The organism is Marinomonas ostreistagni, from assembly GCF_016461785.1.
Taxonomy (GTDB): Bacteria; Pseudomonadota; Gammaproteobacteria; order Pseudomonadales; family Marinomonadaceae; genus Marinomonas; species Marinomonas ostreistagni_A.
Genome location: NZ_JAEMUH010000004.1, coordinates 200,685 through 225,067 on the forward strand (window position 1 = coordinate 200,685; position 24,383 = coordinate 225,067).

Here is a 24,383-nt window from a genome sequence, read left to right on the forward strand (position 1 = left end):
AGGAATTTTCCATGAGTCAATTTATCCAACTTCACTTCCTAACCTCTTACGCACCATCTAATTTAAACCGTGATGACTTAGGGCGCCCAAAAACTGCAAAAATGGGCGGTTTTGATCGCTTGCGTGTTAGCTCACAAAGCTTGAAACGTAACTGGCGTTGCTCCGAAATCTTTGAAGAGTCTATGGCAAATAACCTTGGCAAGCGCACAAAACGTTTTGGCGGCGAAGTTTTTAAAGCTCTAGTTGAGAAAGGCGTAACCGAAAAGAACGCTCAAAAATTGGCGGCCAGTATTGCCGGTGTATTTGGTAAAGGTAAAAAGGATTCGCTTGAAATTGAGCAGTTAGCGCATATCAGTCCAGAAGAGCAACAAGCTGCCTTGGACTTGGCTGTTGTATTAGCAGAAGAAAGCCGCGAGCCAACTAAAGATGAGCTAGATTTGCTACGCCATAACCAAAGTGCGGTGGATATTGCACTGTTTGGTCGTATGTTGGCCTCTAGCCCAGCTTTTAATGTTGAAGCTGCTTGCCAAGTGGCCCATGCGTTAAGTGTTCATAGTGTAGTAGTGGAAGATGATTACTTCACTGCCGTAGACGATCTAAACGATGGTAAGGAAGATTCAGGCTCTTCTCATATCGGTGAATCTGGCTTTGCTGCGGCACTGTTTTACAGCTATGTTTGCATCAATAAAACTCAACTTATCGAGAATTTGGATGGCAACGAAGCTCTAGCAAACCAAGCTATTCAAGCTTTGACTGAAGCTGCGGTAAAAGTATCGCCAAAGGGCAAGCAAAACAGCTTTGCGTCACGCGCCTACGCGAGCTATGTACTGGCTGAAAAAGGTGAGCAACAACCGCGTTCCTTGTCCGCAGCTTTTCTAAAACCAATAAAAGGCGAAGATCAAGCGTTACTGGCGATTAGTGCATTAGAAAAGCAAACCGAGAATTTTGACAAGGTATACGGCCAGTGTGCGGATGCTCGTTATAGTATCAATGCAGTCGTTGGTGAAGGTTCATTTGATGAACTGAAAGCATTCGTTGCTAATTAATAGCTGGGGTGCAGATCATGAAAGACTATTTGGTATTTCAACTCTATGGACCTATGGCAAGCTGGGGCCAGCCAGCCGTAGGTGGCGATCGGGCGACACATATGTCGCCTACCCGCTCAGCTATTTTAGGGCTATTAGGAGCAGCTTTGGGGATTAAGCGTGAAGAGGAAGATCGCCTCCAAGCTCTACATCAAAGTGTGCTGGTTGCGACCAAGCAACTGACACCGACCAGTTTGCTACGTGACTACCATACCAGCCAAGTGCCTGCTCGTAACAACAAGTACGTTTATCGTACACGTAAAAACGAGCTGCTTGATGAATCAAAGGATAAATTAAATACTATTTTGTCCACGCGAGATTATCGTTGTGATGGTTTATGGGTGGTGGCGCTTTCTTTAACTGAAACGGCCACTATTACATTGGATGCACTTCGGCATGTGCTTATTCGTCCCGTGTTTACTTTGTATTTAGGGCGTAAGTCTTGTCCGGTTTCTGCGCCCTTATGCCCCGTATTAGTAGTTGATAGCGAATTGAAAGACGCCTTAGACCAAGATTTTCCAGAGCTAACACCAGAGGGCGTTTCAGATAACACTTGGTTGCGACGTAGCCGGGCGTTTACCTATACATGGGAAGGTGACATTTCTGAGATTCAAGGCGATACAGTTATGACTACGCACCCATGGGATGATCCGGTTAGTCGAACTCGATGGCAATTTCAACAACGTGCGATGCATCAAGTCACAACTCGGGCTTCTGAAACTAGCAAGGAGGTATAAATGTATTTATCAAAGATATCTTTGCAATCGTCAGATCAAGCGCGATTGTTACTAGCAGGTTTCGGGAATAAAGGTGTTTACTCTTCGCATCAAATTTTATGGCAATTATTTACTAACGATGAAGCTCGTTCGTTTTTATTTCGAGAAGAGCAAGACGATCAAGGGCGTCCGGTATTTTATGTCCAATCTGAAAACGAACCCGAAGTGGATAGCAGTTGTTTCAAAGTGCAGAGCAAGCGCTTTGAGCCAAAGTTGTATTCGGGTCAAAGGCTTAGTTTTACCTTAAGAGCCAACCCGACAATTACGGTTAAAAATGCGCAAGGTAAAAACCAGCGTCACGATGTCATGATGCACGCGAAACGAAATGCTAAACAGGAAGGTATTACTGACCCCGAGGAAATTAAAGAATTGATGGAGCAAGCTGCTCAACAGTGGTTAGTAGCATCGGATCGGCTTCAGGATTGGGGGATCACGCTTGATTCGCTACCATTTATTAAAAGTTATCAGCAACACCGTTCTAGAAAATCTTCTGATACGACGATTCAATTCTCAAGTGTCGATTATGAAGGGGTTCTGACAGTGCAAGATCCAAATCGTTTCGTAGGCAAGCTCAAGCAAGGTGTCGGGAAATCAAAAGCGCTTGGCTGTGGACTTATGTTAATCAAACCAATATAGCCATTTTAATATGAACTTAAGGACAAGATCATGACACCAAAATTGCAAGTTTTAGAGCAGGAGATACGTACTCTCACCAAGGATGGTGTGGAGTACATCTGCATTACAGACATTGCTCGCTATAAAAATCCTAGTAGAACCGGGGTAATTATTGGGAACTGGCTAAGAAACCGTAACACTTTAGAGTTTCTTGGTATCTGGGAGAGATTGAATAATGAAGCATTTAATGTCATCGAATTCGATGACATTAAAAAGGAAGCAGGACTCAACAGTTTCACGATAACGGTGACGGAGTGGGCTGTCAAAACATCAGCTATGGGACTTATTTCTAAAGCGGGGCGTTACGGTGGTACGTACGCTCAAAAAGACATAGCATTTGAGTTCGCAAGCTGGGTGTCGGTCGAATTCAAACTATATTTAATTAAAGAGTTCCAACGTCTCAAGGAAAGAGAGCATCAAACCTTAGGTTGGGATATTCGCCGAAATTTAGCCAAAGTTAACTACTTGATTCACACTGATGCGATTAAGGAAAACCTTATTCCTGATACCTTGTCAGCCTCTCAAATTCGGTTTGTATACGCTAGTGAAGCCGATGTTCTAAATATGGCGTTATTTGGAACTACCGCAAAGCAATGGCGTGATGCAAATCCTTCAACTCTGGGAAATGTTAGAGATCATGCCAATGTTCACCAGCTAGTGTGTTTAGCGAACTTGGAATCTCTAAACGCACATTTTATTGAACAGGGAGTCCCCCAATCTGAAAGACTAGTGAAACTAAACGAGTTAGCGATACGTCAGATGAGTATTCTAAGTAACTCACAGTTAAAACTGATGGACTCTGAGGCGTAAAACGATGAGTAGTTTTATCCCGCTAAATCCCATCCCGATTAAAAATCGCGTTTCGATGATCTTTCTACAATACGGTCAACTGGACGTCAAAGACGGCGCGTTCGTCTTGATTGATGTAAATGGTGTGCGTACCCATATTCCGGTGGGCTCGGTAGCATGCATTATGTTAGAGCCGGGCACACGGGTGTCCCATGCAGCAGTTAAGCTCGCCGCCACAGTGGGCACATTGCTGGTTTGGGTTGGTGAAGCGGGTGTGAGGTTATATGCCTCAGGGCAGCCTGGTGGTGCGCGCTCGGATCGTCTTCTATATCAAGCTAAACTCGCTTTAGATGAGAATTTAAGACTTAAAGTGGTGCGTAAAATGTTCGAACTACGCTTTGGGGAAGAACCGCCAAGCCGTCGTTCTGTGGAACAGTTGCGTGGTATTGAAGGCGCGCGTGTAAGGGAGACCTATAAGCTACTGGCGAAGCGTTACGGTGTGGATTGGCGGGGGCGCCGTTATGATCCTAAAGATTGGGAAAAAGGCGACACCGTAAACCAATGTATTAGTGCTGCAACTTCATGTCTTTATGGTATCACGGAAGCGGCCGTACTAGCCGCAGGATACGCACCAGCGATTGGCTTCGTTCATACAGGTAAGCCTTTGTCTTTTGTTTACGATATTGCTGACATTATTAAGTTCGATTCGGTCGTTCCCAAGGCATTTGAAATAGCATCGAAAGGTACTCACCAACCTGATAAAGATGTGCGTATTGCCTGTCGCGATATTTTTCGAAGTTCCAAAGTGTTAGATCGGCTAATTCCATTGATTGAGGAGGTACTTTCAGCTGGCAGAATAGAGCCTCCCGAACCACCTAAAGACAGCCAGCCTCCTGCGATTCCTGAACCAGAATCGTTAGCAGACAGTGGGCATCGCAGTCACTAGAGGAGGGAAGTTTATGAGTATGCTGGTAGTAGTAACAGAAAGCGTTCCAGATAGATTAAGGGGGCGTTTAGCTATTTGGTTACTCGAGATTCGCGCAGGTGTTTATATCGGCGATACCTCACGCAAAATACGTGAAATGATTTGGGAGCAAGTCAACGCATTAGCCGAGCAAGGAAATGTGGTAATGGCTTGGGCTACTAATACTGAATCGGGTTTTGAGTTCCAAACTTATGGCGAAAATAGACGAATTCCAGTGGACCTAGATGGGCTTCGTCTGGTGTCATTCTTGCCTCAGAAATAGTTAACATAATGATTTCTATGGATTTTTGGTGGAATTTAGATTTTTAAAAGTCTTTCGAATTAAACTCTTTACAATCAATTAGTTATAGATCTTTAAAAACTTGATATGAGCATTAAATCTTGGTGGATTTTTTTGTGAGATATATTCCTTTATAAAACAATCATCTACACTAAGAGCGTTCCCCGAGCACTCGGGGATTAACCGCATTCTTGGTTACAAACCATTTCACTCACTAAAGCGTTCCCCGAGCACTCGGGGATTAACCGTTGATTATATGACAAATTCAAATATAACTCTAGCGTTCCCCGAGCACTCGGGGATTAACCGCATATTTTTCTGTAGAGTTTATTCGCTTCATCGCGTTCCCCGAGCACTCGGGGATTAACCGGCTCTTTGCTGTTGTTCTAATAACTCTGAAATGCGTTCCCCGAGCACTCGGGGATTAACCGGAATGGCGACAGGCATTATTTTTTAAACAAAAGCGTTCCCCGAGCACTCGGGGATTAACCGGCGGTTACATTGTCAGGCACAGGAGCAGGGGCGCGTTCCCCGAGCACTCGGGGATTAACCGTCAGTGAACGACGTGGCAAGCTCTCCACTACCGCGTTCCCCGAGCACTCGGGGATTAACCGCGGGGCAGAAGCTACGCAAGAAGAAACCGACACGCGTTCCCCGAGCACTCGGGGATTAACCGCATTTGTAAGATTTTCTGTTTCATTGATTCCAGCGTTCCCCGAGCACTCGGGGATTAACCGCACCAATATCAATTACAGCATCATCTTCTAGGGCGTTCCCCGAGCACTCGGGGATTAACCGCACCAATATCAATTACAGCATCATCTTCTAGGGCGTTCCCCGAGCACTCGGGGATTAACCGATGAATGTAAATCTAGCGGTGATAAAGCAGGGGCGTTCCCCGAGCACTCGGGGATTAACCGCGTCGTAAATTCACTAAGACAGCAACGGGTGCGCGTTCCCCGAGCACTCGGGGATTAACCGCGTCGCTGGTTCCATTTTGTTGTCGGACTTGATGCGTTCCCCGAGCACTCGGGGATTAACCGATGCGACTGATTTCGTAAGACGCGTATTTCGAGCGTTCCCCGAGCACTCGGGGATTAACCGTGGGCGCTTAAGTACGGCTGGTCACGCGATCTGCGTTCCCCGAGCACTCGGGGATTAACCGATCGCCTACAGCCCTAAAGACGGTGCCAACCCGCATTCCCCGAGCACTCGGGGATTAACCGAAGACATTGTTGCAACAGCATCTGTTTATCGTGCGTTCCCCGAGCACTCGGGGATTAACCGTGTGATGTCGTAACCCAATCGGTGAGACGCGGCGCGTTCCCCGAGCACTCGGGGATTAACCGTAACCCAAATCTTGAATCACTTCACGCATCATGCGTTCCCCGAGCACTCGGGGATTAACCGTTTTCTGGAATATAGCGCTTTGACTTAACGAGGCGTTCCCCGAGCACTCGGGGATTAACCGGGAGGCATTGGGGACACAGCAATTTCTACATTGCGTTCCCCGAGCACTCGGGGATTAACCGTGGAACGATTCAGTTTTATGACAACCGAGCTTGCGTTCCCCGAGCACTCGGGGATTAACCGTAACCCAAATCTTGAATCACTTCACGCATCATGCGTTCCCCGAGCACTCGGGGATTAACCGTTTTCTGGAATATAGCGCTTTGACTTAACGAGGCGCTCCCCGAGCACTCGGGGATTAACCGGGAGGCATTGGGGACACAGCAATTTCTACATTGCGTTCCCCGAGCACTCGGGGATTAACCGTGTACGCCGCTAGTTTGGCAGTGCCGGACATTGCGTTCCCCGAGCACTCGGGGATTAACCGGGAATCAATACCGAGTGGGTGCGAAATCACTTGCGTTCCCCGAGCACTCGGGGATTAACCGCAGAAGCAAGCAGGCGCACAGGTTATCTACCAGCGTTCCCCGAGCACTCGGGGATTAACCGCCGACACCCTCAACCCAGAGCGACCTGATGCTGCGTTCCCCGAGCACTCGGGGATTAACCGGTGGAGAAAATGGATAAGACAACGAAAATGATGCGTTCCCCGAGTACTCGGGGATTAACCGACTACAACGAACAACGAGGAAAACCGCACACAGCGTTCCCCGAGCACTCGGGGATTAACCGTTCTGCCACTTCGATTTGCGATCATCAACTTGCGCGTTCCCCGAGCACTCGGGGATTAACCGTTTGTAACCTCGAATGAAGATGGAACATTAATGCGTTCCCCGAGCACTCGGGGATTAACCGGAGGCCGCTAGATGAAACGCTTTCTAATGTGTGCGTTCCCCGAGCACTCGGGGATTAACCGCGGAAATTTATCGCGCTCCATGACATCGTTGAGCGTTCCCCGAGCACTCGGGGATTAACCGTAGACCAGACTTTGGCGCCGATCCGTGAACGTGCGTTCCCTGAGCACTCGGGGATTAACCGTAGACCAGACTTTGGCGCCGATCCGTGAACGTGCGTTCCCCGAGCACTCGGGGATTAACCGTCTATATATTACTCTGGGACTGACTGTAAAGAGCGTTCTCCTAGCACTCGGGGATTATTAACGGCCGCAGCTAAGGGGCATACTAGTAGGTCAAATCCTTTCTTTGTTGGTAATTAGTCTTAATTATCTGGCTGTTTTCATAAGCATTGTATCTTTGCAAAACAGGTTTATACTGTATTTATATACAGTATTTTTTGGGTGGTTGTATGCGTGTAACGTATTTGGGTTCAGCTGAGTCGTCTGGTTTTTTTGCGGCGAAGCAGATGAAGATGCCGCTTTATGTGGAGTCGGTGTCGGCGGGTTTTCCATCGCCTGCTCAGGATTTTGTGGAATGCTCGTTGGATTTGAATGAGTTGTGTATTCAGCATCCGAGTGCGACGTTTTTTGTGCGGGCGCAGGGGGATTCTATGGTGGATGCTGGGATTCATTCTGGGGATGTGTTGGTGGTGGATCGGTCATTGACGGCGAAGCATGGCGACATTGTGATTGCGTCGATCCATGGTGAGTTAACCGTTAAGGAGTTGTGTTTAAAGCCTGAGTCGATTTTGCGTCCTCACAATAAGGCCTATCCTGTGATTCCGATTTCGGAGCATTCTGAATTCGAGATCTTTGGGGTGGTGACTGGGGTGGTGCGGAGGCTGGATCGCTGATGGATAAAGTCTTTGCTTTGGTGGATTGCAATAACTTCTATGCCAGTTGTGAAAAGCTGTTTCGCCCTGATTTAAAGCATGCTCCGGTGGTGGTGCTATCAAACAATGATGGCTGTGTGGTCGCGCGTTCGCGAGAGGTGAAAGCGCTAGGATTGAAAATGGGCGCGCCAGTCTTTCAGGTGCGTAACCTTATAGAGCAACACAATATTGCCTGTTTTTCGTCTAATTATGCGCTCTATGCAGATATGTCGAATCGAGTGATGACGGTACTGGAGCAAGAGGCACCGCAGGTTGAGATTTATTCCATCGATGAAGCCTTTCTTGACTTAACGGGCATCGATGCTGTGTATGATGTGGCGTGTCAGATCAAAGCCAAGGTCGATCAATACACGGGGATTACGGTTGGAGTGGGGGTTGCGCCCACTAAAACGTTAGCAAAGCTAGCCAATCATGCGGCGAAGGCTTACCCCGCTACAGGTGGGGTGGTGGATCTAACGGATCGTGAGCGGCAGCGGCGATTGATGGCATTGGTGGAGGTCGGTGAAGTCTGGGGCGTAGGGCGTCGCTTGACCAAACATTTGCAGGCACGGGGCTTACGGACTGCATTGGATTTGGCGGATGCCGACCCGAAAATGATTCGTCGAGAGTTCTCTGTGGTACTAGAGCGTACCGTGCGAGAACTCAACGGCATTTCCTGCTTGGAGTTAGAGTCGATGGCGCCGACGAAACAGCAAATTGTCTGTAGCCGTTCGTTTGGAGAGCGCATCACCCAAAAGGGCGAGTTAAAAGAAGCGCTGGCAAAGTACGTGGCGCGGGCGGCTGAAAAGCTGCGCCAAGAGACGTGCCTCGCCCAAGTCTTACAGGTGTTTATTCGCACAGGTGTGTTCAACCCTAATGAGCGCCATTATTCCAATTCTGCGTCGGTAAAATTATCCGCTCCTTGTGATGATACACGCGCCTTCCTCGCTGCGATGGAGCCATTGTTTGAGTCGATATATCGCCCCGGGTTTCGCTATGCAAAAGCCGGCGTGATGTTGACGGATTTTTATCAACCGAATACCTATCAAACCGATCTTTTCTATCCAGAAGAGGACAGAGAACGTTCCAAGAATTTGATGGACGTATTGGACAAGATCAACCGCCAAGGGCGCGGCCATCTCTTTTTTGCTGCTCAAGGGGTAACGCCGCAGTGGTCTATGAAACGCGAATTTCTTTCTCCTGCGTACACCACTAATTGGAACAGCTTGCCCAAGGTCTATTAAAACTAGGATTGAGCAAAAGAGTGAGATAGGGCAAGATGCCCCTTAAGTTGATAACTGGTAATTCCATGAAACCTGTTGATGTTGCACCGAGCACTTTTGCGCAAATATGCCCACTTTGTCAGAGCGAAAACCATTGTGCTATGACGATTGGCCAAGTCCCTGAAACCTGCTGGTGTCATCAACCAGCGGTCGAGATCAAAGCGGAATGGTTGGAGTCGTTATCAGATGAGGTCAAAGGAAAGGTGTGCCTTTGCCAACGTTGTATCGATACATTGGCAAAGCAAGCCGAGAATAAAAACGGCTAGAAAGGGCAGGGGGCGACAAACTTTACCCATGCTTGAGTAAAGGGGTGAAAGAACTCAACACGATATGCGTGCAAGCGCAAACGCTCGTCGTCACTCGGTTTGATAGAGTCGTAAAAGTCATCACCAATGATGGGGTGACCTAAGCTTTGCATATGAACGCGCAGCTGATGGGAGCGCCCAGTGATAGGCGTTAGACTGACTCGTGTATGGCCATGTTCATAACCAAGAGGTCGCCAATGGGTGATGGCGTCTTTACCCCACTCAGTGCAAATCATTTGTCTGGGGCGCCTGTCCCAGTCACAACGCAGTGGCTTACGCACTTCGCCAAACTCTCCGAGCAACCGCCCACGCACTAAGGCACGATATTCCTTTTGCACATGACGTTCACGAAATTGTGCGTACATCCGCTTCTGACACTCAAGGTCGCGAGCGATCAGAATCAATCCCGACGTCGCGTAATCGAGACGGTGAATGGCATGAGCTTCACCATAGCGCTGCTCCGCTCTGGTCACGATAGAGTCATACTTGTCAGCGCCACGACCGGGCACTGACAAGCTTTTCGCAGGTTTATTGACGACCACTAACCACTGGTCTTCGTACAGAATGTCTAGCACGGATTACTCTGGTTTAGTGGTCAGAATAATACGAATAGCGTCCAAACGGATTTGGTGCTCATCGATGCGTGTTAAACCTTCTTTTAGATATTGCTCGTATTCAGCAATGTGCTCATCTTTAATCGCTGAGTTCTGCTGTTGCAACTCTCGAAGACGATCAATCTCAGCTTGCCATTTACGCTGGTAAGCTTCTTTCGCTGCATGGACCGTAGGGCGTGCCTGATCTTGTGCATTCAGTTGGTGAGCTTGCAGAATATCCAATAGCTGAGAGCGCAGGGCGGCAACCCATTGCTCCGCGACGCGATTTGGCACGCCTTTTAGCTTCTCTGCCCACTTGTCCGCAGTGAACTGGTTGTGCAGGAATTTGCTGTTCGCATCAGACAGTTGCCAGATCGGCGTCAAAGGTAAGGATTGAGCAAGCTTCAAACGCGGGTGGCCTGTTGCTTCAATCACAAACATACTTTCTACCAATACTGTGCCTTCTGGCAGTGCTGCAATCGGAAGAATCGCAGAGGTTAGTTTACCCGAGTCGAAACCTTGAACTTCATCCATCAACATGGTGATCAGCGGGTGTTCCCACGTGGCAAAGGCAACATCTTCACGTTGGCTGGCTTGGCGACGGTCTAACATGAGGACTTTACCTTCTTCCTCAATACCAGGTAGCGCCTCAAGCATCATGTCAGTAGAAGGGCGGATGAACCACGCACCTTGTTCAGGCTCGTCGTTCAAGCAGTCGGCATAAATGTTGAAGGCATGGGTGACTTGCTCAATGTAGTCGTGCAGGCCATGCCCCGCTTGATCATTAATTTGATCAATCAAAGACTGGGCAACGGTTGGGCGACAAGACGACATTTCTAACAGTCGATTACGGCCTTCTTCCATCTGCTTGAGCAAAGCTTCGTGATAAATACGCGCTTCTTCAATCAGTGCTTGATCATCGTCACTACCATATAAGAACGATTGCAATGGTTCTTTGAAGGCAGAATTCACTTTGTCACCAGAGCCTGTAGTACGGTTAAAGGCATTCAGCGCGTTGTGATACCACTGGTATAGACGCTCTTGAACACTGCCTTCTAGGTAAGGGACATGAATTTGTACCGTGTGACGTTGGCCTAAACGGTCCAAACGGCCAATGCGCTGCTCTAATAGGTCAGGGTGCTCTGGTAGATCGTACATCACCAAGTTATGGCTGAACTGGAAGTTACGACCTTCACTGCCGATTTCAGAACATACCAGCACCTGTGCGCCCTCAGGGTCAGCAAAGTATGCTGCCGCTCGGTCGCGGTGAATCAAAGGCATTTGCTCATGGAAGTCAGCGCTCTGGAAGCCTGCAAACGTCAGCTGGTCGTTTAGCCAACGCGCCATGTCCGCAGTATGACAAATGACCAGCACTTTGGTCTTGGCTTTTTGATCCCCTAGGAACTCTTTTAACCATAACCAACGTGGATCATTTTCCCAAAGACCATGATCGACACCAGACTCAGGTAGTACATGATGCGCAGCGCTAGCAAATGCATCGTGATTAACCAATGGGTAGGCGTTTAGATGACGCTCAGGGAAGCCGCCGATGGCCGCACGGGTGTTACGGAACATTTCACGGCCTGTACCATGGCGGTCGATCAGCCAGTTGATAGCATCTTGAGCCCCTGTTTGCTGTTTCTCGGCATCATTGGATGTGAGTAATTCGAACCACTCTTTGTTTTGTACATCGTGTAAATAGTCCGAGAACACTTGCTTCCAATTGAGGTTATCAAGGTCGTGATCGGCTTCTGTGAACGGTAACAAAGATTCGGCTAATTCCGCCGCTTGTTTGAAATCGTTCTGTTGTGCTTGATATACCTCAAAGCTATGGTAATGCTCTGGGTCTAAAAACTGCAAACGCGAGAAGTGTTCACGCTCACCGGTTTGTTCTGGTGTTGCGCTGAGTAGCAGCAATGACTCGCTTTCTGCCGCGAGACGAGCGACGAGCTGATAGCCTACGCTCGGTGCGTCCGGCTCCCATGAAAGGTGGTGGGCCTCATCGACAATGACCATGTCCCACTCAGACATCAGCATGTGCTGCGCCGCTTTACTGTGTTGGGCAACCCAATCAATTGGTGCAATTACAAACGGCTGAGCGTCGAATGGATTATCATCGCCGTCCATGTAGTCTTCATAGACAGATTCATTAATCAACGTGAATGGCTGATGGAAGCGGCGCAACATCTCGACCAACCATTGGTGCTGCAAGTTGGTCGGTGTCAAAATTAAGGCGCGACGTGATAAGCCATTTAATACGCGATGATGAAGGATAAGACCTGCTTCAAGGGTTTTACCCATACCAACTTCGTCACACAGAAGCGCACGGGCCGCTGGACGATTGGCAATGTCATGGGCCAAGTACATTTGGTGCGGTAGCAGTTCGGCCTTCAATCCCATCAAGCCGCGTACCGGGCTCGCAGAATGGGCCGCTTGGTGTTCTAACGTTTTACGACGTAGGTCGAACCACATACGGCGCGCAGGAGACAAAGCTAAGATAGAGTCCAGCTCGTTTTTGTCATTGCGCGGGAATTGAATCTCAGATTCATCGATCCACTCGTCACCAATGTTGTATTCCATTAAGGAATCGTACTCACGTACTTCCAATACTGAATGCGCTTCACCTTCAAAAATAAGCTGATCACCTGGTGTCAGGGTTCGGCGCACTAGGCTGGTTTGAGAAACGGAATAATTACGCTCTGTTTCTGCATCGGAAAAGTACAAAACAAAGGATTTCGCTTGTAATTCAATAATAATGCCGATACCAAGATCTGGTTCGTTTCGGCTACTCCAACGTTGTCCTATTTGATACATAACTACTCTGTGTCGCTTTCAATAATCGTAATATTGCCCTGACATAAGTCGATCAAGGCCTGTTTCTGTTCTGCCCACGTCCGTTCAATCACGGCGAGGGTGATATCGATGTTTTCACCAAACTGTTTATCTTCCACATCAATATCGCTATTTTCTAACCAATATTCCACTTTACCCATAATAGGATAGGCGATCTTGATGAAAACCGTTTGACGAGGATAAATTTCTTCCCAAACAAGTTGATCTAATGCTTCCACTACCGCTTGGCTATAAGCCCGTACTAAACCGCCTGCGCCAAGCTTGATACCACCAAAGTAGCGTGTCACCACTACGGTGATCTCACCAAAATTAGAATGCTGTAACACATTTAACATGGGCTTACCTGCGGTTCCCTTTGGCTCGCCATCGTCGCTTTGATCCCAAAGATGAACATTATTGGGTGCGCCGGCCACAAATGCCCAGCAATTATGGTTGGCATCCGGATAACGCTGGTTCATTTCTTCGATAAAGGCCTTGGCTTCATCGCGTCCACGAGTCCGTCGAATAGTGGTAATGAACTGGCTGTTTTTAATTTCCAGATCAAAGCGTTGCTCGTGTGTTGGGCTCTGGTAGTAATCCATGTAAACTTCGCTTAGCGATTGTTTTTAAAAGTAAAGTGGCGGGTTAAATAAATGACAGACTGGATGCAGCAATCTGTGTGGATGGCGTTAGCTTGTGTGGTCGGTGTGGCCATCACGACTACCATCGCGGGTGTTATTGTACAGAGAATCCAGCGTAAGTGGCAGGTTGAGCATGAAAATTCTGTGCAGGAATTGACGCAAACGCAGCAAAAGTTGGAACGAGCGCAGCAAGAAATTCACCAATTAGAAAAAGAAGCATTGACCCTAGAGCAGCAATTCGCTGCAGCCCAAGAAATTTGGCAACAAAAAGAGCATTTCTTTGAGCAGCAAAAACGTCAAAATGAAGTGCAATTTAAACAGCTAGCACAAGAAATTATTCAGCAGCAAGGGGCTCGGTTAGCGACTGAAAATGAAAAGCAGCTGAGTGCTATTTTGTCGCCGCTTGGCCAAAAAATTAACGACTTTCAGCAGCGTGTTGAACAAAGCTATGATCAAGAGGCTCGTGAACGCTTTTCCTTGGTCAAAGAAATTAAAAATCTTCAGCTGTTAAATCAGCGTATCAGTGACGATGCGATGAGCTTAACGGAAGCGTTGAAGGGGCAAAACAAAGTTCAAGGTGGCTGGGGCGAGGTGATTCTTGAGCGAATTCTAGAGCGCTCGGGCTTAGAGAAAGGCCGTGAATATGAGGTTCAAGTATCGCTCAATACTGAGGATGGAAAGCGCTATCAGCCTGATGTCATTGTTCACTTGCCAGAGAACAAACAAATCATTATCGACTCTAAAATGGTGTTAGTGAGCTACCTTGCTTATGTGGAGGCGGAAGACGATGCCACTCGTCAGCAATCACTTAGACAGCACCTTGATGCCATTCGCCGTCATATGAAAGAACTAAGTGCCAAGAATTATCACGACTTAAAAGGCATTACATCGCTGGATTTCGTGATTATGTTTATTCCAATAGAAGCGGCTTATGGTTTAGCCCTACAAGCGGAGAACGGTCTGTTCTCAGAGGCGTTTGAGCACAACATAATTATCACAGGCCCTTCTAACCTGCTGGCAACGCTGCGCACCGTACAGAACATCTGGCGTAATGAGAAACAGAGTCAAAATGCCTTGGAGATCGCAAGACAAGCAGGAGCGATGTACGACAAGTTCGCTGGCTTTGTCCAGGATATGGACGATATCGGCGCCAAGATAGACACGCTCTCACGCAGCCATGATCAAGCGATGAAAAAACTGTCTATCGGCCGCGGTAATCTTATGAGTCGCGCAGAGCGTTTGCGCTTGATGGGAGCGAAAACCAATAAACAGTTAACGCTCCCAGAAGATGATCAAGACGAGATTTAATCGAACTGCCAGAGCACCTTATGGTCTTGGCCATAAGGCAGGTTTTGCAAGTCAAATAAGACACTGTTAGTGACTTTCGTCAGATCTTGGCTAGGCGCATTGCTGGCTTTACCTATCAAGTGAATATTTAGGGTTTTGTTCAGGTAATGAAGCTCTGTACTTTCTAAATCAATATAGTCGCGATGGCTGCGTAGCATAAAACCTAGGTCGGCAAGAATTTGATCTCGCGCTGGTAATTTCAGGGCGGGTGGGCGTCCGGTTGATTCGTGATTAACTGTATCAGATTGGATATGGTCGTCTGTGTCCACATGCACCATGACATCTTGCACCTGAGGGTGGGCTTTCTTAATGGTATACACCACCAAGTCGCTTAAATAGTGGCCTTCACTGACGGTCGCGTGCGCAGGGACATGGATGTGCATGTCGAGGAAGATTTTGCCCGCCATGGAACGTGCACGAATGTCGTGGGGTGCCATGATATTTTTTAGGCTGGCTGCTGTGTCACGAATTTGCTCAATGGTTTTAGGATCGGGAGCGGTATCTACCAGCTCTTTCACATTATCCCAAATCATCTCCACAGCAATTTTGCCAATCAAGATACCGACAATGATTGAAGCCACTTTGTCGGCCCAGTCATAGCCGAGATACACCCCCGCTAAACCTGCTAATACGGCAACAGAAGACAGTGCATCACTACGACTGTGCCAAGCGTTAGCGATTAATAATTTACTGCCGATCTGTTTACCAGCACGGTGGGTGTAGTGAAAAATTGCTTCTTTAACGACGATGGTTAACACCACGGCCGCCAAACCGTACCAAGTTACCGTTGGGGAAAGCTCGGCATTGAAAGCTTCAAAGACAATTCCCGTGGCAACCACAATGAGTACAACACCCAAAATAACCGTGGTTAATGTTTCAAAGCGCAAATGACCATACGGATGATTTTTATCAGGTGCTTGGCGTGCGTTGTTGGCAGCAATCAGTACGAACACATCAGTAACTAGGTCGGATAAGGAGTGGATACCATCGGCGACAAGAGCTTGGGATTGAGATAACCAGCCGGCAATGATTTTGGCGATACCCAGAACGGCATCCCAAAACGCTCCGACAAGGGTAACTCGTTGAGCTATTTGCTTTTCTTGTTGCATTTTTGACATGAATCAGCGACCTAAAATTAAATTAATGTAGCGATATACGCCGACTAAAAAAACAGGGAACGACGGGGTGCAAGTATACTCTGACATAGCCATCGTTCTCCCCAATGTTATCCACCCAAACTGTGGAAAACTAGTTCTCGTCCTGAATCTCAAACCATACTTTATAGGACTCGAAAAAGTCGCGTACGGTCAGAGACATCAACGCAAAATTGGCATCCATATCCGATAGTGCACCACCTTGAGAATCATTAAAGGCATTGTCCTTTAATGTGTCGTCAAACTTCACTTTCTTAAGGGTTAAGTCATCATTGAGAACAAAAGACATCTTATCGGTCCAGCGCAGTGCTAAGTTTTTAACGCTCATGCCTTGTTCAAGATGTCGCGTTACGTCCTCTGAAAGTGGCTCTAGGGATTTGAAGCGAATTTTTGCACGATCTTCTGAGGCATCTTGGATTTCGACTTCATCACCGGTTTCTAGGCTTGCAGGCACGTCATTTTTGATCAGCCAGTCTGTCATAATGGAAGACGGCGATACGGTGGCTTGTAAGGGCACCATTGGGAAGCTGCCAAGGGTGGTTTGTAATAGTTTGAATAGCTGCTCTGTCATGCCTGCATTGGTGCTGTTTAAAACTAACAGCTTGGCTTTTAGGTCAATGTACGCCCAAATATCAGAGCGCTTTGCAAACGCCTTTGGGCGCAGGGAAAACACTAATTCTTCTTTGAGGTCTGCTTTCTCTTTACGACCGACTTTGCGGCCCTCTACCAGCTCGATCTCGGCAACTTTTGCTTCAAGTTCTTCACGAACGACGGCAGTAGGAAGTACTTTTTCCTCTTTTCCCGCGCGAACGAGCATGCACAGATCACTGGAGATCGACCATTGCTCACTGTTACGAATCAATGGTAGCCAACCAAAGGTAAATTCGTCCTGAGAGCCACACTCACGCAGAGGGTGATCTGGAAGTTTGGTGACGAGGTCGGTACTGCTAAAGTTCTCTGTGTCCTTGAGTTGGAAAATCTGTAAATTCTTAAACCACATAAATCAGTCCTTCATCGCTTCTTTAAAATGTTTACGGCATACGGAAATATAGCGATCGTTGCCACCAATTTCGATTTGTGTACCTTCTTTGATTGCGTGGCCATGTTCATCCACTCGAATGACCATGGTGGCTTTGCTACCACAATGACAGATGGTTTTTAATTCAATTAAAGCATCCGACCAAGCCAGTAAGGCTTTACTGCCGGGAAATAACTCGCCTTGAAAGTCCGTGCGTATACCAAAGGCTAGGACGGGAATATTGAGTCGGTCGACCACGTCCGATAGCTGATAAACCTGCTCTTTGGTGAGGAACTGAGCTTCATCAACAAGCACGCAACCAACGGTATCGATTTGGTGATTACGTTCAACGAGAGAAAACAGCTCGGTTTCGGCTTGAAACAACTCAGCCTCAGCGGCAATACCAATGCGCGAGGTAATCTGTCCTTGATCGTAGCGATCATCCAGTGCCGCAGTGAGCAGTAGTGTATTCATACCTCGTTCTTGATAATTATAAGCAGACTGTAGCAAGGTGGTGGATTTTCCTGCATTCATGGCAGAATAGTAATAATAGAGTTTCGCCATACTAGGAGTCTTTCGTTGTCATTTTAGATTTGTTGAAGGCTAGGGCGACCTGCATAGTGAGCCAATCTGCCCGTTTAATTCCTGACATGTCACACAGCATGTCGAGCTTTTTTACGGTATCCTCATCCACGACTAATTCAACTCGTTTCATCCCTAATGATTTTTCTTTCTCGCGTTGCGCGCGTTTATTCGCTTTAAGTTGGTCTTTGCGAGGTAGAGGGTGAGTCCGGGGGCGGCCGCGCACCTTACCAAATAGGTCAATGGTATTGCGGTCAGAAGAAGCTTTAGCCATAACGTTAATAGAATCGATTTTATCAGTAGGTTGATATGGAAATAGAAGAATTTGAGTCCATCATGGTGACCGTCTTAATAAGCGGTTTTTGCCTATTCATGTTGTTCATCATGTGGGACCTTGCTCGTAAGTCAAATGCCGGTAAATTAGGCACATTCGTTATTATCGGCGGTTTAGGCCTTGGAATGCTAGCATTTGTCTTAAAAGGTGTTGTGATTGAGCTTATTTTAGGTGGGGCAGGCTGACCTAACACAGGCCAGCTTGCCCAATCCAATGCTAGTGGCTTTGCTGATATAAGCTGATGAAATCTAAGATAACCTCAGCGGCCTCGTGAGCGTAGACGTCTTCTTCAGGCGATTCAATGTCTTCGACGTTGTCGAGGGTAGGTAGGTTAAGCGCTTTACGGCGTTTGTTTTCCCTATCAAGTTCACTCTTTTCACTCTCTTCTCTTTGTTGCTCTCGTGCTTGTTCATTCAGAGAGATGGATTTGAAGTGCTCAGATTGCTTTTTGACGTAATCAATTTGTTCCTCTAACGCAATGAAGTTAGCATCTTGTTTAATGCGTTTATTATGAAGGTGAGTAAGGTCTTCGATGTATTCGTCAAAATCCCAGTAGACAGGGTAGCGGGTATCATGGATTTTGTCCCAAGGTAATGGATTTTCTAGAGCACTCTCGCCCACATCATCGGTATTGATCAGAGATGGGAAGTTGATGTCTGGCATCACACCTTTATGTTGAGTACTTTCTCCCGAGACGCGGTAAAACTTAGCTTGGGTAATCTTTAGCTGACCTTTATCCAGCTCCTGTAACACTTGAACGGTACCTTTGCCAAAGGTCTGATCCCCAACAACAATGGCTCTACCGTAGTCTTTTAGTGCACCGGCAACGATTTCAGAGGCAGAGGCACTCATGCGGTTTACCATGACTGCCATCGGGCCACTGTAAGTGATGTCACGATCTTGATCGCCTAAAATGCTGACTCGTCCAGAGGCATCACGGATTTGCACAACTGGGCCTGCTGGAATGAATAGTCCGGTTAATGAGTTTGCTTCTTGTAGAGAGCCGCCACCATTATTTCTAAGGTCTAAAATGAGCGCGGTAATATCCTCTTTTTGAAGTTCTTCGATCAGTTTCTTGGTATCTCGAGTCGAACTCTTGTAATCGCGGTCGCCACGTTGAATGGCGGCAAAATCTGAGTAGAAGGTTGGCAGTTCGATAACGCCTACTTTAAAGGTTTTACCGCCGCGCTCTACTTCGACAATTTTCTTTTGAGCGGACTGATCTTCAAGTTTCACTTTTTCACGAGTGATGGTGATTTTTTTGCTATTCTGGGTGTTGCTGTTGGCAGGGATGATTTCAAGGATGACATTTGTGCCACGTTCACCTCGAATCATATCCACTACGTCGTCAAGGCGCATACCGACTACATCAATCATAGGCTTGCCTTCTTGACCAACGGCGATGATGCGGTCGTTAGGTGCTAATTCATTTTGAGCTTCCGCTGGGCCACCAGGAATCAGTCGAACGACTTTCGTGTAGTCGTCTTCCATTTGAAGTACGGCACCAATGCCCTCTAAAGAAAGGCTCATGTTGATATTGAATGCTTCAGATGCACGGGGAGCGAAATAGCTAGTATGAGGGTCTAGTACTGCCGTCACGGAGTTTGCAAAACTTTGAAATACATCCACTGCATTGGTTTGGTCTATTTGCTTTAGCTGGCTTTTATAGCGACGCTCAATGGCATCGATGATATCCGCTTCTTCTTCCCCATTAAGCTTCAGAGTTAGCGCTCGATTTTTAATACGCTTTCGCCAGTAGTCGTCGAGCTCTTCTTGGCTTTTGGCCCAAGCTAGCTTGTCTGGGTCAATATTTAGGCTTTCGTTTTGGGTAAAGTCGAACCCTTTTACCATGTTTGGAATTTCAGCTAAGACTTTCTCAAGTCGAGCTTCGGCACGCTCTAGGTAAAGGTTATATATATCGTAAGCAACTTGTGAATCTCCGTCACGTAGGGCATCGTCAAAATCATCCCTGTATTGAGTTAATAGATTCACATCTTCTTGTAATAGAAAACTGCGCGATGGATCTAGAGCGTTTAAGTAATTATCAAACGCTTGCTCAGAGATTTCATCGTCAATCATTGTTTTGTTATAGTGGACGTTTTCTAGAGTTGATACGATTTCTTGTGCAACACGGTCGTAGTCATGAGGTGGTTCGAGCTTTTCATACGCCGAAACGGAACCGCTGGCTAACGCGATACTAGGAAGTAAACTTAACAACAGGCGTTTGTAGATCATCCGCGATTGGTTCCCTTAAACTGATTAGTCTGTGATTACTAAAATCATATTAGACTCGTATCGACAAGACCAGTCCAGCGACAAAAAAGTCGTTTTTTATCTCATTGACTTAGTAGGAAAATATGAATCAAGCCAGTTTTAATCAATCTTTGTTGTCATTTCTTGATGATTCCCCAACACCATTTCATGCCGTTGCGACAATGAAGCGGGATCTGCTGGCTGAAGGCTATGAGCAGCTTGATGAACAGCAAGAGTGGGTGATTAGTGAAGGTGGCAAGTATTTTGTGACTCGTAATGACTCTTCTATCATTGCGTTTACTACACCTACTTTAGATTTTGCACACCAAGGCTTCCGTATGATTGGTGCCCATACTGACAGCCCATGTTTGAAGCTGAAGCCTAACGCTCACGTAGAACGTTTTGGCTATCACCAGCTAGGAGTGGAAGTGTACGGCGGTGTGCTGCTTCACACTTGGCTTGACCGTGATCTTTCTATTGCTGGGCGTGTGACGTTTAAGACGGAGTCTGGTGAGCTGAAGAGCCGCCTGATTGACTTTAAAGATCCGATTGCCTTAGTACCCAATTTAGCCATTCATTTGAGTCGTGGAGTCAATACCGAAGGCTTTAAGGTTAATCCGCAAGAAGAGATCTTGCCAGTGCTTTGTGGTGCAGAGCATACCTTTGAGCTTGAAGCGCTATTGAAAGAGCAAATTATTCGTCAGAATAGTGATGTGACAGTGGAATCTGTCTTGAGCTTTGAACTGAGTCTGTACGATGTACAAAAAGCGGCGATTACTGGTTTGCATGGGGATTATATCAGCGCTGCACGTTTGGATAATTTGCTGAGCTGCTACGTTGGTATGCAAGCGTTACTAAATGCTGATCCAGCGCGCCCGACTTTGTTAATCTGTACAGATCACGAAGAGGTGGGCAGCCAATCTTCTTGTGGTGCAAATGGCCCATTCCTAGAAGATGTACTTCGCCGCTTAACACCGGTGCCAGAGCAATACACTCAGACGATACAACATTCTATGCTGATTTCAGCAGACAATGCTCATGCCTTGCATCCGAACTATGCAGCGAAGCATGACCAACTTCATGCACCTTTGATCAACCAAGGGGCAGTGATTAAGGTGAATAATAACCAACGCTATGCCACCAACAGTGAAACAGCAGCAATTTATAAAGACATTGCTAATAGCTTAGGGCTTCCGGCACAAACCTTCGTGGTTCGTAGCGATATGGCATGTGGCAGTACCATTGGTCCGATCACGTCGGGAGAGATTGGTGTGGCGACATTGGATATTGGCTTACCAACGTTTGGTATGCATTCGATCCGTGAACTGGCTGGCAGTGTGGATGCCTTCAATTTATACAAGATTCTAGTGGCGTTTACTGAGCGGGAATATTTGATTACCGCCTAAGGCAAGTTAACTAAACTAGGTAGCTCTTAGAGCAAAAAAAAACAGCGCATGATGCGCTGTTTTTTATTAAATGCTAGAAAGCATTAGATCAGCCATTGGTTCAGTTCAGCAATATCTTCTTCACTAAGATCACCAGTTAGCTGGTCTAGAGTGATTTGCTGTAAAACGAAGCTGTAACGAAGTTGTTCGTAGGTATTCTTAGCATCGAAGTAAGTGGATTGAGCATCCAACAGTTCAACGATATTACGTGTGCCCACATCATAACCAGCTTGTGTCGCTTCTAATGCGCTTTCTGAAGAGCGAATAACTTGCTGTTGTGCCTTAACTTGGGCAGCAAGTGTTTTAAGTTGCAACACGGCACTTCGGATACTCAATTCGATATCTTGAATTGAGCTGGCACGAGTTTCTGTAGCAGATTCTGCGCTCGCAACGGCTTGACGAACTGAGGCACTGATCGCACCGCCACTGTAAAGCGGAATTGAAACGCCTAAACCGATAGATGCAGTATTGGTTACACCATCTTGTCGAGACGATGTTTCAACAGAGTAATTATTGTCTGTGCGAGCGATTGAGCCGGTAATTGAAACCGTTGGCACGCGACCACTTGCTTTTTGAATATCGATATTGTTCTGAGCAGACTCAACGGTTAAATCCAAAAGTTGAACGCTTTTGTTAGCCGCCATCGCTCGCTGAATCAGATCATTGGCATTGAGCGTTGGGTCAACCTTAATGGGAAATGACTCAGAAAGGCGAGGAATGTCTTGAATGCTCTGCCCAGTTCGTTGGTAAAGCGATTCCATGGCAATTGTTAGTTGTGCTTCTGCGTCAAGTTCAGTTACCAGAATAGAATCGTAAGCTGCTTGTGCATCTTGTAGATCTGTCACAGACACTAAACCTACTTCGTATTGCTTTTTCACTCGGTCTAATTGACCTGCGTAGCTTTTCACCTGAGAGCGAGTAGTATCCAGAGTTGCCTGAGCCGTTAAAACGGCAAAATAGTCATTCAGGGTATTATAAATAAGCAACTCTTTTGCTTGCTCTAGCTCTACACCAGAACTTGCGAAGGTAATTTCAACCGCATCAACACCGTAATCTAAAGCAGGAGAATAGATAGGGTAATCGAGGTTTAATGCTAACTGGTTTTGAGTATTTCCATAAGAATCAGCATTTTCTGGATCAGTGTTTGTGTAACCAAGGTTGCCACTGAAACTGATATTTGGATATAGGTTACCTCTAGTTACTTCAACTTGTTCTTTGTCTGCTCGGTAAGAAGCGTTAGCAGCGCGTAAACTAGGGTCATGTGCTTTGGCTAAATCGTAGACTTCACTGAGACTCTCTGCATGCACTGAAGGTAGTGCCACCGTTGCCGTAATAAGCGACGCGATAATGTGCTTTTTCATAGGTTCCTTTCTTGCCTCGATATGAAATAAATTTATACTACCTGACGATAAAGACAGTGAATACTGCGTTTTTTGTTATATCTTGTATGACTGTTGACAATATCATACCCATTAGCAAAATCGTTCGAGCCTATTGTGTAAATAATGCAATATAGCCATGAGAACTCTGCAAGAAAGTTCTCATTTAGGCATAAATTGCTTCGTTATGAGCCAGAAGAGGCTAATTCAACTGTATAGCGAATTTTATATGTGGCATTGGGGGCGAGGGCTCCATTGAGTGCTACGGTGTTCGCGTTAACTTGTTCAAGGGAGCGCAAAGACAGCTCGCGAATTGATGCAGAGAAACGGTGATTAATCTGATAATCCTGAGGGCGCTTAGATAAGTTTTTTAGGTTCAATTCCCAAGTTTGCATAATACCTTTAGCGTCTTTAGACTCTGTAACAAGCGTCAAGTCACCGGTTAAGTCTAGGCTTTTATTTAGCATAACTTCAACTTCTGCACCTTCGCGCATGCTTTTCAAAACAACAGGCTGGCCGTTTAAATAGTAAGGCTTTTTGTGCCATAGGGTTTGGTAAGTACCAGGCATCAGATCTTTTGGACTATCAAAGCGTATCTGCTGTTGAAAGTTCAACGGAAGCTTTGACGCTGAAGGATAGCTATAAACCGATGATACATTACTACGTTTAGTGATTTGACTTGAGTGTTTACCCAAATCCACCAACGTTTTTGATGCAGCCGGTAGGGTTATATCGGTCAACTCAAGGGTGATTTCACTGTCTTGATAGTCAGTACTCGGCGCACTTCGCTCTGCCATCATGTCCCCAGCGACAGCACTTTTCATCATCATGGGTCTAAGGGCAGGATTACGCTGACTATAATGCAGCAATGCGCTATCAAGAGCGATATCCAGCGAGGCGCTGTTTTGGATACTGGCCTGCTGAATAAGCGTCACATCTTGCTCATCAATGATCATAGACAACTCAGGATGCCAGCGAATATCCGAGGTTTGATAGGTGAGAGTTCCTTGATAGTTAAGCGATGTACGACGATTCGATGCGGCCAATTTAGGAACTAGATAAAAATCATTTAGTGGGTAGCTGGCAGAGACTCGTTTGATGCTAAGAGTGAAGTATTGGTCATTGACAGCTTCCAAAGTCCCTTCAAAAGATAGGTCGCGACTCTTGTGCTCAACTCTCACACTCTGTCCTAAATGGTCGCTCCAGCCGATACGAGTGCCATGATAGATGTCTGGCAATTGAAAAGGAGAATAGTTTTTACCAATAGGGAGGATGCTTCCTTCTTGAGGCGTAAAACTTAACGATTCTCCCTTTGATAGACTCTCTGTAACTTGGCTTCCATTTTGATCAATGACAACGGCATCTGGTGCTGCAAAGGCTGCAACGGAAGTGAGCAATAAGCCAGTCATGGTGGTATTACTTAAAATTGTTTTAGTTTCCATATGCTATC

Annotated in this window: 22 protein-coding genes and 1 CRISPR repeat array; of the genes, 12 read left to right on the plus strand and 10 right to left on the minus strand. The window is 46.6% G+C overall.

The window, feature by feature from the left end; translation table 11 throughout:
- Positions 1-11: 11 nt before the first annotated feature.
- From cas7e to JHD44_RS05410, 9 genes are all read left to right on the plus strand, one after another.
- Positions 12-1,046: a type I-E CRISPR-associated protein Cas7/Cse4/CasC gene (gene cas7e / locus JHD44_RS05370; RefSeq protein ID WP_199461739.1), complete on the plus strand. Its 1,035-nt coding sequence runs from the start codon at positions 12-14 to the stop codon at positions 1,044-1,046.
- 17 nt (positions 1,047-1,063) lie between these two features.
- On the plus strand, positions 1,064-1,822 hold the full coding sequence (gene cas5e / locus JHD44_RS05375) for a type I-E CRISPR-associated protein Cas5/CasD (protein WP_199461740.1): 759 nt from the start codon (positions 1,064-1,066) through the stop codon (positions 1,820-1,822).
- Complete coding sequence (gene cas6e, locus JHD44_RS05380) at positions 1,823-2,497, plus strand: type I-E CRISPR-associated protein Cas6/Cse3/CasE (protein ID WP_199461741.1); 675 nt, start codon at positions 1,823-1,825, stop codon at positions 2,495-2,497.
- A gap of 30 nt (positions 2,498-2,527) precedes the next feature.
- On the plus strand, positions 2,528-3,346 hold the full coding sequence (locus JHD44_RS05385) for a KilA-N domain-containing protein (RefSeq protein WP_199461742.1): 819 nt from the start codon (positions 2,528-2,530) through the stop codon (positions 3,344-3,346).
- A 4-nt stretch (positions 3,347-3,350) separates the two neighbouring features.
- Positions 3,351-4,271 (plus strand): type I-E CRISPR-associated endonuclease Cas1e, encoded by a 921-nt coding sequence (gene cas1e / locus JHD44_RS05390; RefSeq protein WP_199461743.1) that lies wholly within the window; start codon positions 3,351-3,353, stop codon positions 4,269-4,271.
- A 13-nt stretch (positions 4,272-4,284) separates the two neighbouring features.
- On the plus strand, positions 4,285-4,572 hold the full coding sequence (gene cas2e / locus JHD44_RS05395; protein WP_199461744.1) for a type I-E CRISPR-associated endoribonuclease Cas2e: 288 nt from the start codon (positions 4,285-4,287) through the stop codon (positions 4,570-4,572).
- A 175-nt stretch (positions 4,573-4,747) separates the two neighbouring features.
- Positions 4,748-7,099: a CRISPR direct-repeat array (repeat unit 29 nt; unit sequence GCGTTCCCCGAGCACTCGGGGATTAACCG).
- A gap of 206 nt (positions 7,100-7,305) precedes the next feature.
- A complete protein-coding gene (gene umuD / locus JHD44_RS05400; protein WP_133564020.1) occupies positions 7,306-7,749 on the plus strand; it encodes a translesion error-prone DNA polymerase V autoproteolytic subunit in 444 nt (147 codons plus the stop codon).
- Positions 7,749-9,011, plus strand: a complete 1,263-nt coding sequence (gene umuC / locus JHD44_RS05405) for a translesion error-prone DNA polymerase V subunit UmuC (protein WP_199461745.1) — start codon at positions 7,749-7,751, stop codon at positions 9,009-9,011. The genes umuD and umuC overlap by 1 nt, the downstream gene beginning before the upstream one ends.
- Positions 9,012-9,076: 65 nt before the next feature.
- Positions 9,077-9,316: a cysteine-rich CWC family protein gene (locus JHD44_RS05410; RefSeq protein WP_199461746.1), complete on the plus strand. Its 240-nt coding sequence runs from the start codon at positions 9,077-9,079 to the stop codon at positions 9,314-9,316.
- On the opposite strand, the gene JHD44_RS05415 is transcribed toward JHD44_RS05410, so the two are convergent.
- The 3 genes from JHD44_RS05415 to JHD44_RS05425 are packed head-to-tail and all read right to left on the minus strand — an operon-like array spanning position 9,313 to position 13,382.
- A complete protein-coding gene (locus tag JHD44_RS05415) occupies positions 9,313-9,930 on the minus strand; it encodes an RluA family pseudouridine synthase (protein ID WP_199461747.1) in 618 nt (205 codons plus the stop codon). The genes JHD44_RS05410 and JHD44_RS05415 overlap by 4 nt on opposite strands.
- A gap of 3 nt (positions 9,931-9,933) precedes the next feature.
- Positions 9,934-12,762 (minus strand): RNA polymerase-associated protein RapA, encoded by a 2,829-nt coding sequence (gene rapA / locus JHD44_RS05420; RefSeq protein WP_199461748.1) that lies wholly within the window; start codon positions 12,760-12,762, stop codon positions 9,934-9,936.
- 2 nt (positions 12,763-12,764) lie between these two features.
- Positions 12,765-13,382, minus strand: coding sequence for a YigZ family protein (locus tag JHD44_RS05425; RefSeq protein ID WP_199461749.1), 618 nt, complete (start codon positions 13,380-13,382; stop codon positions 12,765-12,767).
- Between the two features lie 51 nt (positions 13,383-13,433).
- Between JHD44_RS05425 and rmuC the strand changes: the two genes are divergently transcribed.
- Positions 13,434-14,729, plus strand: a complete 1,296-nt coding sequence (gene rmuC / locus JHD44_RS05430) for a DNA recombination protein RmuC (protein ID WP_199461750.1) — start codon at positions 13,434-13,436, stop codon at positions 14,727-14,729.
- Here the strand turns inward: rmuC and JHD44_RS05435 are convergent.
- The 4 genes from JHD44_RS05435 to ybfE form a co-directional block, all read right to left on the minus strand.
- Positions 14,726-15,886: a cation diffusion facilitator family transporter gene (locus tag JHD44_RS05435; RefSeq protein WP_199461751.1), complete on the minus strand. Its 1,161-nt coding sequence runs from the start codon at positions 15,884-15,886 to the stop codon at positions 14,726-14,728. The genes rmuC and JHD44_RS05435 overlap by 4 nt on opposite strands.
- A gap of 130 nt (positions 15,887-16,016) precedes the next feature.
- Positions 16,017-16,922 (minus strand): recombination-associated protein RdgC, encoded by a 906-nt coding sequence (locus JHD44_RS05440; protein WP_199461752.1) that lies wholly within the window; start codon positions 16,920-16,922, stop codon positions 16,017-16,019.
- 3 nt (positions 16,923-16,925) lie between these two features.
- Entirely contained in the window at positions 16,926-17,504 is a 579-nt protein-coding gene (locus JHD44_RS05445) for a thymidine kinase (protein ID WP_199461753.1), read from the minus strand.
- Position 17,505: 1 nt separating this feature from the next.
- Positions 17,506-17,796 (minus strand): LexA regulated protein, encoded by a 291-nt coding sequence (ybfE, locus tag JHD44_RS05450; RefSeq protein ID WP_199461754.1) that lies wholly within the window; start codon positions 17,794-17,796, stop codon positions 17,506-17,508.
- A gap of 35 nt (positions 17,797-17,831) precedes the next feature.
- Between ybfE and JHD44_RS05455 the strand changes: the two genes are divergently transcribed.
- On the plus strand, positions 17,832-18,041 hold the full coding sequence (locus tag JHD44_RS05455) for a DUF2788 domain-containing protein (RefSeq protein WP_199461755.1): 210 nt from the start codon (positions 17,832-17,834) through the stop codon (positions 18,039-18,041).
- A gap of 31 nt (positions 18,042-18,072) precedes the next feature.
- Here the strand turns inward: JHD44_RS05455 and JHD44_RS05460 are convergent, their stop codons facing one another.
- Complete coding sequence (locus tag JHD44_RS05460; RefSeq protein ID WP_199461756.1) at positions 18,073-20,091, minus strand: carboxy terminal-processing peptidase; 2,019 nt, start codon at positions 20,089-20,091, stop codon at positions 18,073-18,075.
- A 122-nt stretch (positions 20,092-20,213) separates the two neighbouring features.
- Between JHD44_RS05460 and JHD44_RS05465 the strand changes: the two genes are divergently transcribed.
- On the plus strand, positions 20,214-21,515 hold the full coding sequence (locus tag JHD44_RS05465; RefSeq protein ID WP_199461757.1) for a M18 family aminopeptidase: 1,302 nt from the start codon (positions 20,214-20,216) through the stop codon (positions 21,513-21,515).
- A gap of 83 nt (positions 21,516-21,598) precedes the next feature.
- On the opposite strand, the gene JHD44_RS05470 is transcribed toward JHD44_RS05465, so the two are convergent.
- Together JHD44_RS05470 and JHD44_RS05475 are read right to left on the minus strand one after the other, a co-directional pair.
- Entirely contained in the window at positions 21,599-22,915 is a 1,317-nt protein-coding gene (locus tag JHD44_RS05470; protein WP_199461758.1) for a TolC family outer membrane protein, read from the minus strand.
- Between the two features lie 203 nt (positions 22,916-23,118).
- Positions 23,119-24,375, minus strand: coding sequence for a hypothetical protein (locus JHD44_RS05475; protein WP_199461759.1), 1,257 nt, complete (start codon positions 24,373-24,375; stop codon positions 23,119-23,121).
- Positions 24,376-24,383 lie beyond the last annotated feature (8 nt).

Bases quoted from the DNA above. Each gene is read 5' to 3' on its own strand.
- cas7e (WP_199461739.1), top strand. From the start codon at position 12: ATGAGTCAATTTATCCAACTTCACTTCCTAACCTCTTACGCACCATCT.
- cas1e (WP_199461743.1), top strand. From the start codon at position 3,351: ATGAGTAGTTTTATCCCGCTAAATCCCATCCCGATTAAAAATCGCGTT.
- umuC (WP_199461745.1), top strand. From the start codon at position 7,749: ATGGATAAAGTCTTTGCTTTGGTGGATTGCAATAACTTCTATGCCAGT.
- rapA (WP_199461748.1), bottom strand. From the start codon at position 12,762: ATGTATCAAATAGGACAACGTTGGAGTAGCCGAAACGAACCAGATCTT.
- JHD44_RS05410 (WP_199461746.1), top strand. From the start codon at position 9,077: ATGAAACCTGTTGATGTTGCACCGAGCACTTTTGCGCAAATATGCCCA.
- umuD (WP_133564020.1), top strand. From the start codon at position 7,306: ATGCGTGTAACGTATTTGGGTTCAGCTGAGTCGTCTGGTTTTTTTGCG.
- JHD44_RS05445 (WP_199461753.1), bottom strand. From the start codon at position 17,504: ATGGCGAAACTCTATTATTACTATTCTGCCATGAATGCAGGAAAATCC.
- JHD44_RS05470 (WP_199461758.1), bottom strand. From the start codon at position 22,915: ATGAAAAAGCACATTATCGCGTCGCTTATTACGGCAACGGTGGCACTA.
- cas6e (WP_199461741.1), top strand. From the start codon at position 1,823: ATGTATTTATCAAAGATATCTTTGCAATCGTCAGATCAAGCGCGATTG.
- JHD44_RS05440 (WP_199461752.1), bottom strand. From the start codon at position 16,922: ATGTGGTTTAAGAATTTACAGATTTTCCAACTCAAGGACACAGAGAAC.
- JHD44_RS05435 (WP_199461751.1), bottom strand. From the start codon at position 15,886: ATGTCAAAAATGCAACAAGAAAAGCAAATAGCTCAACGAGTTACCCTT.
- rmuC (WP_199461750.1), top strand. From the start codon at position 13,434: ATGACAGACTGGATGCAGCAATCTGTGTGGATGGCGTTAGCTTGTGTG.
- JHD44_RS05385 (WP_199461742.1), top strand. From the start codon at position 2,528: ATGACACCAAAATTGCAAGTTTTAGAGCAGGAGATACGTACTCTCACC.
- JHD44_RS05460 (WP_199461756.1), bottom strand. From the start codon at position 20,091: ATGATCTACAAACGCCTGTTGTTAAGTTTACTTCCTAGTATCGCGTTA.
- JHD44_RS05475 (WP_199461759.1), bottom strand. From the start codon at position 24,375: ATGGAAACTAAAACAATTTTAAGTAATACCACCATGACTGGCTTATTG.
- JHD44_RS05455 (WP_199461755.1), top strand. From the start codon at position 17,832: ATGGAAATAGAAGAATTTGAGTCCATCATGGTGACCGTCTTAATAAGC.
- JHD44_RS05465 (WP_199461757.1), top strand. From the start codon at position 20,214: ATGAATCAAGCCAGTTTTAATCAATCTTTGTTGTCATTTCTTGATGAT.
- cas5e (WP_199461740.1), top strand. From the start codon at position 1,064: ATGAAAGACTATTTGGTATTTCAACTCTATGGACCTATGGCAAGCTGG.
- ybfE (WP_199461754.1), bottom strand. From the start codon at position 17,796: ATGGCTAAAGCTTCTTCTGACCGCAATACCATTGACCTATTTGGTAAG.
- JHD44_RS05425 (WP_199461749.1), bottom strand. From the start codon at position 13,382: ATGGATTACTACCAGAGCCCAACACACGAGCAACGCTTTGATCTGGAA.
- cas2e (WP_199461744.1), top strand. From the start codon at position 4,285: ATGAGTATGCTGGTAGTAGTAACAGAAAGCGTTCCAGATAGATTAAGG.